This window comes from Arthrobacter sp. 10N410 (assembly GCF_056394945.1).
The window spans coordinates 95,217-109,388 of record NZ_JBFTIP010000004.1; the positions used below are offsets into that span (position 1 = coordinate 95,217).

Here is a 14,172-nt window from a genome sequence, read left to right on the forward strand (position 1 = left end):
TGGGGTGGTTGGGCTAAATGATAAATCCCGAGGCTGGGAGCTGTCTGTAGGTATCCGCGATGTGAACACGCTCACCCGCGGCGCCCAGCAATTGGCGTTGCGGGCCCGTGGCCTCAAACTGGAGAGATGCAGACTTTCCTACCCTTCCCCGATTTCCAGCAGAGCGCCGCGGCCCTTGACCCCGCGCGGCTCGGCAAGCAGCGCGTTGAGGCGCTGCAGATGCTGCGCGCGCTGGTGATTCCCGAGTACGGCTGGCAGTCCCACCCGGCCGTCCGGATGTGGATGGGCCACGTCCCCGCTTTGACGATGTACGGCCTGGCCATGGTGGACGAATGGACCGCCCGCGGCGGCGAAGACACCACCCGGGAGAAGATCATGGAGTTCGCTCCGCAAGCCGCGCACCCGGACTACGCCGCCAAGATCCCGATGCCGTACTGGCTGGGGAACCCGGACTTCCACGCCAGCCACCGCTCCCGGCTGCTCGCCAAGGACCAGCGGTTCTACACTGCGGTGTTCCCCGGCACGGATCCGGATCTGGAGTACGTGTGGCCTGAACCCAAGCACGAGTTGCTGCCGGAAGATCCCGCAGGAGACCGCATGTGGGTCCTCCGCCTGCCGCTGGGCGATACCGATCCAAAGCAGCTGGACACGATCAGCCTGCCGCCGGTTCGCGGCAAGGCCGCAAACGCCGGGGACGACGAGTACGAGTTCGTCTACGCGGACAACGGATCGCGCCGGCCGGACAAGAACGCCCGCAAGCGCCCCGCCAAGCCGCTGGTGAAGAAGCCCACCCGCAAGCGCCAGGCCCAGGAAGAGGCGTTCACCACGCTGCCAGGGAAATCCGTCGTGGCGATCCCGCTCGAGGGCGGCCGCTCCTTCGCCGTCGGCGAGGTCCAGGGGCGTCCGATCACGGTGGACGGCGTGTTTGCACGCAACTTCCAGGTCAACGAGATCCTGGCCCGCCGGGACTTCGACTACCCGGCACTGCTGCAGGATCCCCGGGCGTTCTTCCCGATCCCGGCGCGGTAGCGCGTTAGCTCGGGGCGCGCGGTTAGCGGCTCCGGGCGACTCTCCTGCTCGCGGGTTCGGTCCGCCGTCGGCGCTTCCGAACGTCGAGCCCGAACGAAACCCGCGAGGGGCGGCTCCGTCGCTCACGGCGCTGCCCGCATTTACTGGCAGACTGGCCCGTATGACTGTACTGCTGGCCGGTTGCGGCGATCTGGGTACCGAAGCCGGCCTGCGCTTTGCCGCGGCCGGCCACCGGGTGGTGGGCTGGCGGCGCTCCCCGGGGAAGCTGCCGACGGCGATAGAGGGCGCCGCGGTTGACCTGACTTCCGGCGAACTGCCGCCGGTCCCGGCGGACACCACCGCCGTCGTCGTCGCGATTGCGGCGGATTCCCCCACCGAGTCGGCCTACCGGGCGGCCTATGTGGACGGCCTGGCCCGTGTGCTCGACGCCGTGGCCGCTTCCGGTGAGCCGGTCCGCCGGGTGCTGTTCGTGTCCTCCACCGCGGTGTACGGCGACGCCGACGGCGGCTGGGTGGACGAAACGACGACGCCGACCCCCGGCGGGTTCTCCGGCCGCATCATCCGCGAAGCCGAGGACCTGCTCTATACCCGCCTGCGCGGCACCGGGGTTACGCCGGTGGTCCTGCGGCTCGGCGGGATCTACGGACCCGGCCGGACCCGACTGATCGACCAGGTGCGCAGCGGAAACGCCACGGTCCCGGCCGAGTCCCGCTTCACCAACCGGATCCACCGCGACGACGCCGCTGCCGCCATCGTGCACCTGTGCACCATGGCCGCCGAGCCGGCGCCCGTGTACCTGGGCGTGGACAACGAGCCGGCCGAACTTGGCGAGGTGCTGCGGTTCCTGGCCCGCGAGCTGGGGCTCCCGGAGCCAGGGCCTACCGAACCGGCGTCGGGGGCTGCCGGAGCAGGCGGCGGCGAGCCGTCGCGTGGCGGGAACAAGCGCGTCAGCAACGCGCTGCTGCGCGGTACGGGCTTCGAGTTCGAGTATCCGAGCTTCCGCGAGGGCTACCGTGCCATCCTGGCCGGCGTCGGCGAGCGGCACCCCTGACGCGGCGTTTGCTCGCAGGGCACTAGAGTTCACTCCCGACTTTTCCGAGGGGCAGCATGGATTTTCAGCACATCATCGAGACGGTCGGCCGGTTCATGGATTTCGCCGGCGTGGCCATCATGGTCATCGGCGCGCTGGTGTCGATCCCGATGGCTTTGCGGGGGTTCCAGCCACGGCAGCTGCCGTCCGGCTCCGAACCGCTCTCGGTCTACCGTTCCTACCGGCAACTGCTGGGCCGTTCCATCCTGCTCGGCCTCGAGCTGCTGGTGGCGGCCGACATCATCCGGACCGTCGCCGTCACCCCCACCTTCGAGAGCGTGGGCGTGTTGGCCATCATCGTGCTGATCCGGACGTTCCTGAGCTTCTCCCTCGAACTTGAAATCACCGGACGCTGGCCCTGGCAGAAGCAGCCGGCGGTCGCCCAGGCGCCGTCGACGGGCGGCTGACCGGTTCTCCCGAGAGCGGAAAGCCCTTCTCGGCGCTCGCTGGCTCCGGCTAGGCTCGCGAAATGACGAATTCATTTGCCGCCAAAGCCACCGAATTGCTGAGTCTCCACCGCGCGCCCGGGATCCTGCAGGTCATCAACGTCTGGGATGTGATCACCGCGAAGGTCGTCGCCGACGTCCCCGGCACCACTGCCCTGGCAACGGCCAGCCACTCCATTGCTGCTTCGCTGGGTTATGAAGACGGCGAGAAGATCCCACTGGACGAGATGATCGCCGCCGTCGGCCGCATTGCCGCGGCGACCTCCCTGCCGGTCAGCGCCGACCTTGAGTCGGGCTACGGCAACCCGGGCGAGGCCGCCCGCAAGGCGATCGGCGTCGGCATTGTTGGTGCCAACATCGAGGACCAGATGCGGCCGCTCGCGGACGCGGTGACCCAGATGAGTTCCGTGGTGCGGGCGGCCGAGGCCGAGGGCATCGACTTTGTCCTCAACGCCCGCACGGACGCGTTTCTGAAGGGCAAGGACCGGGACCCCGGCGCAGTGCTCGCGGACGCGGTTGAGCGCGGCCGGGCCTTCCTGGACGCCGGCGCCACGACCGTGTTTGTACCCGGGCTGCTGGACGAAGCCACCGTCAAGGCGCTGGTGGACGGCATCGGGTGGAACAAGGTGTCAGTCATCAACGTCCCCGGCTCACTGGCCCCGGCCAAGCTTCAGGAACTCGGCGTCGCCCGCATCTCATACGGTCCGTGGACCCAGCGCGTGGCGCTGACCGCCCTGGCGGATACCGCGGCGGAACTGCTGTCCGGCGGAGAACTTCCGGGCGGTACCCGGGCCCTGAACTAACGGGCCGCGAACCGATGGCAAACGATCCCTGGCCTGCGGCGCCGGAGCTGCCGCGACCGGTCATCATGGACCAGCGGTGGACGGACGCCGTGTTCCTGCACTGGCGCATCCCCGAGGCGGTTGCCGCGAAATTCATGCCGCCCGGCGTTGTTCCGGACCTGTTCGACGGATCGGCTTGGGTGGGACTCATCGGTTTCCGCATGCAGGGCGCCGGCTTGGGCCACGGGCCCGGCATTCCGTACTTCGGCAGCTTCAACGAGATCAACGTGCGGCTCTACTCCCGGGAAGCGGACGGCACGCGGGGCGTGGTTTTCCTGAGCCTGGACGCGTCCCGCCTGGCGGTGGTGCTGGCTGCCCGAGTGGCGGGAATTCCCTATGTGTGGTCCCGGGACCGGTTCAGGGCAACGAACCTGGCGGACCCGTCGACCGGGTATTCGGTGCGCAGGTTTCGGGGCGGGGCACGCAGCGATTTCGCGGTAGTCCCGGAGTCCGACGCCGGAGCAACCGATCCGCTGTCCGTCCACCTCACGGCCCGGTTTGGTTTACATACCCGCTTCCGCGGCAAGACGTTCTACGTTCCGAATACGCACACGCCGTGGCCGCTGTACCCGGCTCGGGTGACGGTGTTGGAGGACCAACTCGTCGCAGCGGCCGGCATCGCTGTGTCGGGGCCGCCCGACTCGGTGTTGTTCTCGCCGGGCGTTCGGACGCAGTTCGGACGGCCGCGGGTTTTGGATTAGGGCGGGCCCGAGTCGAGTTGCGGCCTACCAGTTCGGTGCGCGTTCCGCGGCGGGCTAATAATGTCGGTGGTCGGCAGTTGAATGGGGTTATGGGAATCGGTGCAGCCCTCATCGTTCGTCCGGCCAGTTGGCCGGGCGGTGAGGGGCGCAGCGCTGGTCCTGTTGTTGACGAGGTCCTGGTGCTGCTCCGACGGTTGTGCGCGACGGCGGCCGGGGACGCGGCGCTGCTGGGATTCGCTGAGGCGGCGGAGTTCGCTGGCCGGGTCGAGGAAGTTTCCCGGGCGTTGGAGTATTTGCAGGTCGTTGCCGCGGGGGCCGTGGACCGCACCCGCAAAGAGAGCCCCGATGCGCTCCCGGCCGCCGGTGACGGGTACCGCAGGACCGGGGACTTCCTCCGGGACCGGCTGCAGATCACCGCCGTCGAGGCCCACCGCCGCCTCACCCTCGCCGGCGCCCTGCTGCCCCGCGCCGGGATCACCGGCCAGCCTCTGGCGGCCCTGCACGAGGAACTCGCCGCCGCCGTGGCCGCCGGTACCGTCCCGTCCCGGTCCGCGACCATCATCAGCCAGGCCCTAGAACGCGCCCGGCCGCTCTGCGACCCGGACACGAGTGCCCGGATGGAACACGCCCTGACCCGCACCGCCGCGGAACATGACCCGGATTTCCTGGCCCGGATCGCCCGGCGCTGGATGGACGCAATCGACCAGGACGGCGCCGAACCCGCCGAAGACGTCCTCCGCCAGTTACAGGGCGCGTTCCTCCGCAAACCCCGCCACGGCCTCCAACACCTGGAGATCTTCGCGACCACCGCACAATACGAACACCTGCTGACCGTGATGAACACCGCCACCAACCCCCGCACCACCCCGGGCGCGGCAATCGACGGCAACACCGCAACCGGCACCGCAGCACTCAACGGCGAAGAACCCGACGGGACAGGACCGGGCAGCATGGACCGGCGGTCCCGGCCGCAGAAACTCCTCGACGGACTCGTCGGCGCCTGCAAAGTCGCCCTAAGCTCCGGCGGGCTGCCCGCCGCGGGCGGACTCCGGCCCCAGATCATGGCCACCATCGACTACCGCGACCTCCTCGACCGCCTCCACCAGCGCGCAGAGACCGACACCGGCACCGGGACACTGGCGTTCACCGGACCCGTCACCGCCGCGACCATCCGCACCATCGCCTGCGACGCCGACATCATCCCCGTCCTCCTCGGCTCCCAAGGCCGCCTCCTGGACATCGGCCGTACCACCCGGCTCTTCCCGCCCCACCTCCGCAAAGCCATCACCGCCCGCGACCAAGGCTGCGCCTTCCCCTCCTGCACCATCCCCGCCCCCTGGTGCGAAGCCCACCACATCACCTACTGGTCACAAGGCGGCACCACCTCCGCAGACAACGGGACACTCCTCTGCTCCCACCATCACCACCTGATCCACAAAGAACAATGGACCATCCAACCCCGCCACGGCATCCCCTGGTTTATCCCACCGCCCCACCTCGACCCCCACCAAACACCCCGAAGAAACCACTACTTCAGATCGTGACCGCGGGGTATCGACATACAGGCGACTCGATCATTCGAACTGACCAGGCTCTGGGCTCAGAATGTCCGTTAGTTTCCGAAGGAGCGTACTCTTGTCGTCCGCGATTTGCTCGCCATAGCGGGGTTTGCGGCGGCCCTTTTTTGGTGGATTGGGCTCACCGGCTACCTTGCGGTTGGAGGTGCGGCCAGTGGCGCATCGAGGGCCGCGGCATTCCTCGCCGTACCGGCTGCCGCGACCGCAGGAACGTTTCTGGCGGCTCGCCGTCGCAGCCGCCGTGTGCCTACATTGACCTAGGGACGAGTGCGCTTGAACTCGGTGACGGACGTCGTCAGCCCCGCAAACTGCCGCTTCGGCGCGTAGCCAATAGCTTCCATTGCCTTGCGCGCGCCGGTCTTGCTGGACACTTCCACAACCCAAACTGTGTCGTATTTAAGAATTCGATTCCTGGCCGTCTTGACGTCATAGCGCCGGTCAAAAATGCGCCCCCATTGGGCGGCCGGAAGAGCCATTGTGGGATCGTTAAGGCGCTCAAAATCGGCCCGGTAGCCCTGGAACGCCATGTCCCGGTCGTTGCTTATTACGAACGCGTCATTCGGGGCGGCGTTCCTCTGGATAGTTTCAGCAATGAAACGGAAGTCATCACTTTCAATGCGCCCATATTCCGTCCGCTGGCCGACATACGACGGCACCGAGATCACCAGCGCGGCGGCCAACACCGCAACCAGCCAACGTCGATGGACAGGACGCCCGAGCGGCCTGGCCAGGAGCGGAGCGGCAGCCAGCATTGGCAGGGCGGCCAGTTCGAACGAGACATACCGCGGCAGGTAATAGCCTCGCCCGGCGATCGCTGATCCTAGAATCACCAGTGCCAGCGGCAGCACAAGCCATGGCAAGGCCAGCTTCACTGCGAAATGCTTTCGGGCCAGGATTGTGCCGATCAGTGCCGCAACCCAGACGACCGCCGCCAGGCCGTACATCGAAAAGTCCTCGCCCGGCGTCGGTTTGGGGCTGGTGACGAAGTTCTCCGAAACGGAATAGGCGTCGCTGAAGAACTGGATAAAGGCGACCTCGTAGGGTGTGGACGCCCCGATGGGCTGTACCCAAGCTATCTGAAACTGTTGGCGCGAGGCGACGGCGGCGATCAGGGCTGCCGGGACAAGCCACCCTAGCGAGGCCACCGCCATGCCACGCCATTGTCTGCGCAGGCGCCCGTCGACCAGCAGGGTAATCCCGTGCGCCGCGACCAAAAGCACGGCGTAAAACGACAAACTAACGGTGAGCAGGCCGGTAAGTCCGTACCAGAGCCACCGCAGTTTGGTCGGGGATTCGCGGATGAGCACCAGCAGGTAGGTTGCCAGCACAGCACCCAAAACGGTCATGGCGTACGAGCGAGCGTCCGTGGCCACGTATTGGACCCGCGGGAGGATGACGAAGATGACCGCGGCGCTCACTCCGTAGGCGGTACCCCCGAGCCTGCGGCAGAGTGCCGTCAGCAGTCCAGCCGCCACTGCCACCGCGATCAGGCTGGGCGTGCGCAGCGACAATTCGGACAGTCCGAAAATTCGAGTCCAGCCATACATCAGGCCGTAGTAGGCGCCGTGAACCGCATCCACTTTCCCCAGCATGGTCCAGAGCTCGGGAAAGTCCCGGTTGACCGCGCTGACGGTGGCTGCCTCGTCAGTCCAAAAGCTCGGGACGGACACTCCGACCATTGAATAGAAAAAGGTAAGCAAACCCACGATTAAGGGGACGCGGCTGGTTCTACTCACCGGACAATCTAAGCATGGATGCGCAGGTGTATTGGCTGCCCCGCCTGGGGCGTCCAAGCCTCCCTACGCGCTACCGCCCCGCCGCGTACCCTTGGGCGCCGCGGGGGTTGGCCGCGGCCTGCAGCACCCCCGTCGCGGGGTCCCGCACGACGGCGGACAGCCGGCCGAGGGTCCAGCCGCCGGCCACGGTCACCACGTGCCCGCGGCGTTCGAGCCCCGCGATGACGTCCTCGCCCAGCCGGTCCTCGACCACTGCGCCGCCGGGCTCCCAGGTGCGCGGCCAGAACGAGCCGGGCATCGACGTCGTATGGAACGTCGGTGCGTCGATGGCTTGCTGCGGCGAGTAGCCGCCCACGATCGTTCGCAGCAAGTACGGCAGCTGCCACTGGTCCTGCTGGTCACCGCCCGGCGAACCCAGCGCGGTCACGGCATGCCCCTCCCGGAGGACCAGGGTCGGGGTCAGGGTGGTGCGGGGCCGCTGGCCCGGAGTGAGGGTGGACGGTGTGCCCGGCTCCAACCACGTCATCTGCAGGCGGGTGCCGAGGCAGAAACCCAGCTCTGGAATCGCGGGCGAGGACTGCAGCCAGCCGCCGGACGGGGTGGCCGAGACCATGTTTCCCCAGCGGTCCACGACGTCGATGTGGCAGGTGTCGCCGCGGGTTTCCCCGCTCGGCGCCACGGTTGGCTCGCCGACGCCCAGTCCCGCCGGTCCGGACCCCACACCGTTCCGGACCAAAGCTGGCGGCGTGTATTCGGTGCGCAGCTGCGGCAGATAAGGCTCGCGCCCCGGGACCTTCCCGGGCCGGAATTCGTGTGACGCCCGCTCCGTGATCAAATCGCGGCGGCCCGCGCTGTACTCCTCGGACAGCAGGTACTCCAGGGGTACGTCCGTGTCGCCGTAGTACGCCTCGCGGTCGGCCAGCGCCAGCTTCTGGGCCTCCAGGATTGTGTGCGCCCCGAGCTCGGTCGACGGATCGAGATACTGGTCCTCGAACCCGGCGAGGATGGCCAAGGTCTGCAGCAGCGCCGGACCCTGACCCCACGGCCCGGTCTTCGCGATCGTGTGGCCCCGGAAATCGATGGTGGCCGCCGACTCATAGCCTGCTTCGAAGCCGGCCAGGTCGGACACCGCCAGGACGCCCCGGTGGTCGGTCCCAGAGGAGTGCCGGTGCGGGGCCTGCACGGATTCGACCATCGCCCGGGCTACGAAGCCCTCGCGCCATTCCCGGCGGGCAGCATCGATCCGCGCCTCCCGGGACCCGTCGGACCCCAACGCCGAGCCTGCTTCGATGAGCCGCTCCAGCGTCCGGGCGTAGGCAGGGTTGCGGATGACGTCGCCCTCGGCCGGAATCCGGCCGCCGGGCATCCACAGCTCAGCCGAGCTGGGCCAATGCTCCTGGAACAGCTCCGCCACCGCGGCAATCGTGGTGCCGACGCGGCCGAGCACCGGGTGCCCGTCCCGCGCATAGCCGATCGCAAACGCCAGGACCGCGTCCAACTCCCAGGTACCGTGGTCGCGCAATAACAGGAGCCAGGCGTCGACGGCGGCGGGCACCGCGGCGGCCAGCGCCCCGGAGCCCGGCACCAGGTCCAGCCCCTCGGCGCGGTAGCGCTCGACCGTGGCCGCAGCCGGCGCCGGCCCCTGCCCCATCAACACCACTGGCCTGCCGGGTTCGGCCGCCGTCACGAAGACACCCGTCATGTCCCCGCCCGGGCCGTTGAGGTGCGGCTCGACAACGTGCAGCACGAAGGCGCCGGCCGCGGCGGCGTCGAACGCGTTACCGCCGCGTTCGAGCACCGCCTGCGCTGCCGCCGTCGCGATCCAATGGGTGGATGCACTCATCCCGAAGGTGCCCTGCAAGGTGGGGCGGGTGGTGAACTGCTCAGCCGCGGTGAAGGTCATGGATCAGCCGAACAGCGCCGCCACGCGGGTCAGGGTCTCGTAGACCCCGTAGGCCAGTGGCACGCCGACGAGGGCCCATGCCACCGCGATTTTGCCGGTGGACGCTGTGACCGCCGTCTGTGTACCGGGGGTATGTGCTGTGCTCATCTCAGGCCTCCATGGCGGGTTCGGCAGACCGGTCGCGGTCCGGGCGGGGTTCGTGGAATCGTGCGTCGACCGGCTTGACCAGCAGGTTGGCCACAAAGCCGATCACCAGCAGCGCCACCATGGTCAGCAGCGCGGGCTGGTAGGACGCGGCATTCAGCTGGCCGGGCTTGCCCTGGGCGTCCAGGAAAGCGTTGACGATCAGCGGTCCGGCGACGCCGGCAGCCGACCACGCGGTCAGCAGCCGGCCGTGGATGGCGCCGACCTGGAATGTGCCGAAGAGATCCCGCAGATAGGCCGGAGCCGTCGAGAAGCCTCCGCCGTAGAAGGAGATGATGACAAAGGCGAGCGCCACGTAGAGGACCGTGGTCGAGGAACCGGCGAGGGCCAGCACCGTGTAGAGCAGCGCGCCGACGCCGAGGTACACCATGTAGATGCGCTTCCGGCCGGTCACATCCGAGGTCGCGGACCAGGCAAAGCGCCCGGCCATGTTGCCGATGGAGAGCAATCCCACGAAGCCGGCGGCGACGCCCGCACTGACCAGGGAGACGCCGTCGGACTTCCGGAAGAAGTCCTGGATCATCGGGGCAGCCTGCTCCAGGATGCCGATCCCGGCGGTGACGTTGCAGAACAGTGCGATCCAGACGAGCCAGAACTGCCGGGTCTTGACCGCGTTCTTCGCCGAGACGTTGTCCGTGGTGACCAGCTTTGACGCCTTGACCTTGGCCGGATCGAAGCCGACGGGCTTCCAGCCGTCGGCTGGCACCTTGATGGTGAAAGCGCCGAAGAGCATGTAGGCGAGGTAGACGACGGCGAGGGTCAGGAAGAGCTTGCCGACCGAGTCACCGCTGGCAATCCAGCCCTTGGCGCCGGAGTTGGGGTCGTACATCTTCAGCAGCGCGGTGGAGACGGGGCTCGCGATCAGCGCGCCGCCGCCGAAGCCCATGATGGCCATGCCGGTGGCGAGGCCCGGGCGGTCCGGGAACCACTTGATCAGGGTGGACACCGGCGAAATGTAGCCGATACCCAGGCCGATGCCGCCGACCACGCCGTAGCCGAGGTAGACGAGCCAGAGCTGGTGCGTGAAGATGCCGAGCGAGCCGATCACGAAGCCGCTGGCCCAGAACAAGGCGGAGGTGAACATCGCCTTGCGGGGGCCGTTCTTGTCCACCCAGGTGCCCATGATCGCGGCGGACAGGCCGAGCATCACGATCGCGATGGAGAAGATCACGCCGATCTCGGTCAGGCTGGCGCCGAAGTGCTTGACCAGCGCCGTCTTGTAAACGCTCGTCGCGTACGCCTGGCCGATGCACAGGTGGACGGCGAGCGCCGCGGGCGGCACAAGCCACCGGTTGAACCCCGGCGGGGCAATAGTTCGTTCGCGGTCCAGCCAGCCCATAGTTGCTCCCTTGCGTGTCGAAAGACGCCGATGTCTCGGCGCTCTAGAGGCGAAAGGCCCAAATGCGGGCAGTTGCCTCCGGCAATCATGGTGCAATTCATCAGCAAACGTATCAGTTGTGCGCCGAGCGGTAGGGATTCCGCGATGAGCGGTCAGGTTACTTTCCGAGGCCCGCTTTCCGGAGCGCCTCGGCCATCGCGGTGTTGGCGGGCGCCGACGCCGGGGCCGCCGCCGGGGCCGCTTTGGGGCCAGGCGTGGGTGAGCCCTGCCTAGCCGGGGTCGGCGTGGCGGCGGACCTGGGCTGCGGTGGCCTCGCCTGGCCCCGACGGCCCCGGTCCTGCGAACCTGCCGCGGGTTCGTCGTCGAGCCGGAGCGTCAGTGAGATGCGTTTCCGGTCCGGGTCGGTCTCCAGCACCTTGACCCGTACCACTTGGCCGGACTTGACCACCTCGCGCGGGTCGGCGACGAACCGGTTGGCCAGCGCGGAGACGTGGACCAGCCCGTCCTGGTGCACTCCGACGTCCACGAACGCGCCGAACGCGGCCACATTGGTGACTGTGCCTTCCAGCACCATGCCGGGCTTGAGGTCGGAGATCTTCTCGATCCCTTCCCGGAACGTCGCCGCCGCGAACGCGGGCCGCGGGTCCCGGCCTGGTTTTTCCAGCTCGGCCATGATGTCCCGCACTGTCGGCAGCCCGAACGAGCCGTCCACGAAGTCCTGAGGGTTGAGCGCAGCCAGGCCGCCGCCCTGACCGGCGCCGGCCGCGGCCTTGATCTTCCGGGCCAGCGGGTACGCCTCCGGATGCACGCTGGAGGCGTCCAGCGGCTCCGCTCCCCCGCTGATCCGCAGGAAGCCGGCGCACTGTTCAAAAGCCTTCGCGCCCAGCCGGGGCACCTTCTTCAGCTCGCTGCGCTTGTTGAACGGACCGTGCTCGTTCCGGTACGCCACGATGTTCTCGCTCAGCAGCGGTCCGACGCCGGCCACCCGGCTCAGCAACGCGGGTGAGGCGGTGTTGACGTCCACCCCGACGGCGTTGACGCAGTCCTCGACGACGGCGTCGAGGCTGCGGTCCAGCTTCGCCGCCGTGACGTCGTGCTGGTACTGCCCGACGCCGATCGACTTCGGCTCGATCTTGACCAGTTCCGCGAGCGGATCCTGCAGCCGCCGGGCGATCGACACCGCGCCGCGCAGCGACACGTCCATGCCGGGCAGTTCGGCCGCGGCGAGCGCCGACGCCGAGTACACAGACGCCCCGGCCTCGGACACGACGAGTTTCTGCGGCGCGCTGCCGGCTTCCGCACCGAGCTGCTTGATCAGCTCCGCCGCGAGCTTGTCCGTCTCCCGCGAGGCGGTGCCGTTGCCGATCGCCACGAGTTCAACACCGTGTTTCCGGGCCAGCCCCAGGAGCGTGCGCAGCGCCTCATCCCACTTCCGTGCCGGGGCGTGCGGGTAGACAGTCTCCGTCGCAACCACCTTGCCGGTCCCGTCCACCACGGCGACTTTCACGCCGGTGCGCAGCCCCGGGTCCAGTCCCAGGGTGGCGCGGTTGCCGGCGGGCGCGGCGAGCAGCACGTCCCGGAGGTTGGCGGCAAACACGCGGACGGCCTCGTCCTCGGCCGCGGCGAACATCCGGCTGCGCAGGTCGCCGCTCAGGCGGCTGAGCACCCGCGAGCGCCACGCCTGCTGCGCCGTCTGCAGCAGCCAGGCATCGGCGGGCCGGCCTCGGTCGGCGACCCCAAGGAACCTGGCCACAGCGGCTTCGTACCGGCCACGGGCGGCGGCCAGGGCGGCGTCGTCGTCCGGTTCCGCCTCGCTGAGATCCAGTTCCAGCACGCCGTCCTTTTCACCGCGCAGCAGCGCGAGGACCCGGTGCGAGGGCATCCCGGAGGGAGCCTGGGAGAACTCGAAGTAGTCCTTGAACTTCTGCCCCTCGGTTTCCTTGCCCTTCTTGACCCGCGACACCATCCGGCCCTGGGTCCAGAGCCGCTCCCGCAGGGTGGCGGCCAGGTCAGCGTCCTGCGCGACGCGCTCGACAAGGATGGACCGGGCTCCGGCCAGCGCAGCGGTGGCGTCACCGATGGCATGTTCTTCGTTCAGGTACCGGGCGGCTTCGCGTTCCGGGTCCAGCTCCGGCCGCTTCAGCAACGAGTCCGCGAGCGGTTCCAGGCCGGCCTCGCGGGCGATCTGGGCCTTGGTGCGCCGCTTCGACTTGAAGGGAAGGTAGATGTCCTCCAGCCGCGACTTGGTGTCGGCGGCGACGACGGCGGCCTGCAACTCCGGGGTGAGCGCCCCTTGGGCGGCGATTGCTTCCAGAATGGTCCGACGCCGGTCCTCCAGCTCGCGCAGGTAGCGCAGCCGCTCTTCAAGCCCGCGGAGTTGGGTGTCATCCAGGGTGCCGGTGGCTTCCTTGCGGTACCGGGCGATGAACGGCACCGTGGACCCGGCGTCGAGCAGCTCCACGGCCGCTTTCACCTGCCAGGGTTTCACGCCGAGCTCGGCGGCAATCTGGGTTTCAATCGGGGTGGTCACGGCGGGGTGCTGCGGGAGTTGGCTCACCCAGCCATTTTGCCTTACGCGGGTCAGGAGCCGGGCGTTCCCGCAGCGTCAGGGGTCTCCTGCACGTCCTGCACGACCTCGTTGTGGCGCAGGAACCACGGCTTGAACGGCGGGTCGAAGCGGGCGAACCTCGGCGGCCCCACCGGCGTCAGCCCGGCCAGGGTCAGCGCCGACTGCAGCCCGTCGTTGCGCCGCGCGAACGCGGTTTCCGAGCCGCTGCCGGAGAAGCGCAGCGCCGCGGCCAACGAGCCGGGAACGGCCCGGATCCTGACCTCGGGGTCGGTCGGGACCGGAGCGGTTTCTGCGCTCATGCCCGCGGGGAGGACAAAGGCGACCACGAAGTCGGCCGGCGCATCCTTCCCGGGCAACGGGCCGCTTTGGAGCACCGGAGTGGTCATCGCCAGTTTCTGCGAGGGGCCGTTGCCCGAGCTCCCCTGGCCTCGTGTTCCCGGGCCACCGGTCCCCTGGATCACCGGGGCGGTCATCGCCAGCTTCTGCGACGCGCTGTTGCTGCCACTGATGTAGTTGAACAGGTGGCGGAAGGCCGCATTTCCGGCGCGGTCAAAGCTCGCGTTGACCCGGATCTCGGCGACGACGTGCGCGGGATAGCGGCGCAACTCGAAGTGGGGATAGCTGCGGACCAGCTCGAAGGGTTGTTGTTCGGTCATGGTCTTGCTGACCTTACGCCGCTCCCACGACGACGGCCAGTGTTTAAGTGTCAGAGGGCTTTGGTAGCTTGGCAGAAGAG

At 68.4% G+C, this 14,172-nt stretch carries 12 protein-coding genes; 6 read left to right on the top strand and 6 right to left on the bottom strand.

Annotated elements, in window-relative coordinates; genetic code table 11:
- Positions 1 to 126: 126 nt before the first annotated feature.
- From AC1DB8_RS11465 to AC1DB8_RS11490, 6 genes are all read left to right on the top strand, one after another.
- A complete protein-coding gene (locus tag AC1DB8_RS11465) occupies positions 127 to 1,029 on the top strand; it encodes an MSMEG_6728 family protein (RefSeq protein WP_476893091.1) in 903 nt (300 codons plus the stop codon).
- Between the two features lie 160 nt (positions 1,030 to 1,189).
- A complete protein-coding gene (locus AC1DB8_RS11470) occupies positions 1,190 to 2,080 on the top strand; it encodes an SDR family oxidoreductase (RefSeq protein WP_476893092.1) in 891 nt (296 codons plus the stop codon).
- Between the two features lie 56 nt (positions 2,081 to 2,136).
- Positions 2,137 to 2,526: a DUF1622 domain-containing protein gene (locus tag AC1DB8_RS11475; protein ID WP_441418342.1), complete on the top strand. Its 390-nt coding sequence runs from the start codon at positions 2,137 to 2,139 to the stop codon at positions 2,524 to 2,526.
- Positions 2,527 to 2,588: 62 nt separating this feature from the next.
- Positions 2,589 to 3,368, top strand: coding sequence for an isocitrate lyase/PEP mutase family protein (locus tag AC1DB8_RS11480; RefSeq protein WP_441418341.1), 780 nt, complete (start codon positions 2,589 to 2,591; stop codon positions 3,366 to 3,368).
- Positions 3,369 to 3,382: 14 nt separating this feature from the next.
- Positions 3,383 to 4,108, top strand: coding sequence for a YqjF family protein (locus AC1DB8_RS11485; protein ID WP_441418340.1), 726 nt, complete (start codon positions 3,383 to 3,385; stop codon positions 4,106 to 4,108).
- 89 nt (positions 4,109 to 4,197) lie between these two features.
- On the top strand, positions 4,198 to 5,652 hold the full coding sequence (locus AC1DB8_RS11490) for an HNH endonuclease signature motif containing protein (protein ID WP_441418339.1): 1,455 nt from the start codon (positions 4,198 to 4,200) through the stop codon (positions 5,650 to 5,652).
- A 290-nt stretch (positions 5,653 to 5,942) separates the two neighbouring features.
- Here AC1DB8_RS11490 and AC1DB8_RS11495 read toward each other — a convergent pair whose 3' ends face one another.
- From AC1DB8_RS11495 to AC1DB8_RS11520, 6 genes are all read right to left on the bottom strand, one after another.
- Positions 5,943 to 7,421: a glycosyltransferase family 39 protein gene (locus AC1DB8_RS11495; RefSeq protein WP_476893093.1), complete on the bottom strand. Its 1,479-nt coding sequence runs from the start codon at positions 7,419 to 7,421 to the stop codon at positions 5,943 to 5,945.
- Positions 7,422 to 7,491: 70 nt separating this feature from the next.
- A complete protein-coding gene (locus AC1DB8_RS11500) occupies positions 7,492 to 9,324 on the bottom strand; it encodes a gamma-glutamyltransferase family protein (protein ID WP_476893094.1) in 1,833 nt (610 codons plus the stop codon).
- 3 nt (positions 9,325 to 9,327) lie between these two features.
- The gene (locus AC1DB8_RS11505) at positions 9,328 to 9,471 is read right to left on the bottom strand and encodes an MFS transporter small subunit (RefSeq protein ID WP_441418336.1); all 144 of its coding nucleotides are present in this window, start codon (positions 9,469 to 9,471) and stop codon (positions 9,328 to 9,330) included.
- Between the two features lies 1 nt (position 9,472).
- The gene (locus AC1DB8_RS11510; protein WP_441418335.1) at positions 9,473 to 10,867 is read right to left on the bottom strand and encodes an OFA family MFS transporter; all 1,395 of its coding nucleotides are present in this window, start codon (positions 10,865 to 10,867) and stop codon (positions 9,473 to 9,475) included.
- Between the two features lie 157 nt (positions 10,868 to 11,024).
- Entirely contained in the window at positions 11,025 to 13,424 is a 2,400-nt protein-coding gene (locus AC1DB8_RS11515; RefSeq protein WP_476893095.1) for a Tex family protein, read from the bottom strand.
- Positions 13,425 to 13,447: 23 nt separating this feature from the next.
- Positions 13,448 to 14,092, bottom strand: a complete 645-nt coding sequence (locus AC1DB8_RS11520; RefSeq protein WP_476893096.1) for an SOUL family heme-binding protein — start codon at positions 14,090 to 14,092, stop codon at positions 13,448 to 13,450.
- Positions 14,093 to 14,172: the final 80 nt, after the last annotated feature.

Bases quoted from the DNA above. Each gene is read 5' to 3' on its own strand.
- AC1DB8_RS11465 (WP_476893091.1), top strand. From the start codon at position 127: ATGCAGACTTTCCTACCCTTCCCCGATTTCCAGCAGAGCGCCGCGGCC.
- AC1DB8_RS11470 (WP_476893092.1), top strand. From the start codon at position 1,190: ATGACTGTACTGCTGGCCGGTTGCGGCGATCTGGGTACCGAAGCCGGC.
- AC1DB8_RS11475 (WP_441418342.1), top strand. From the start codon at position 2,137: ATGGATTTTCAGCACATCATCGAGACGGTCGGCCGGTTCATGGATTTC.
- AC1DB8_RS11480 (WP_441418341.1), top strand. From the start codon at position 2,589: ATGACGAATTCATTTGCCGCCAAAGCCACCGAATTGCTGAGTCTCCAC.
- AC1DB8_RS11485 (WP_441418340.1), top strand. From the start codon at position 3,383: ATGGCAAACGATCCCTGGCCTGCGGCGCCGGAGCTGCCGCGACCGGTC.
- AC1DB8_RS11490 (WP_441418339.1), top strand. From the start codon at position 4,198: ATGGGAATCGGTGCAGCCCTCATCGTTCGTCCGGCCAGTTGGCCGGGC.
- AC1DB8_RS11500 (WP_476893094.1), bottom strand. From the start codon at position 9,324: ATGACCTTCACCGCGGCTGAGCAGTTCACCACCCGCCCCACCTTGCAG.
- AC1DB8_RS11505 (WP_441418336.1), bottom strand. From the start codon at position 9,471: ATGAGCACAGCACATACCCCCGGTACACAGACGGCGGTCACAGCGTCC.
- AC1DB8_RS11510 (WP_441418335.1), bottom strand. From the start codon at position 10,867: ATGGGCTGGCTGGACCGCGAACGAACTATTGCCCCGCCGGGGTTCAAC.
- AC1DB8_RS11520 (WP_476893096.1), bottom strand. From the start codon at position 14,092: ATGACCGAACAACAACCCTTCGAGCTGGTCCGCAGCTATCCCCACTTC.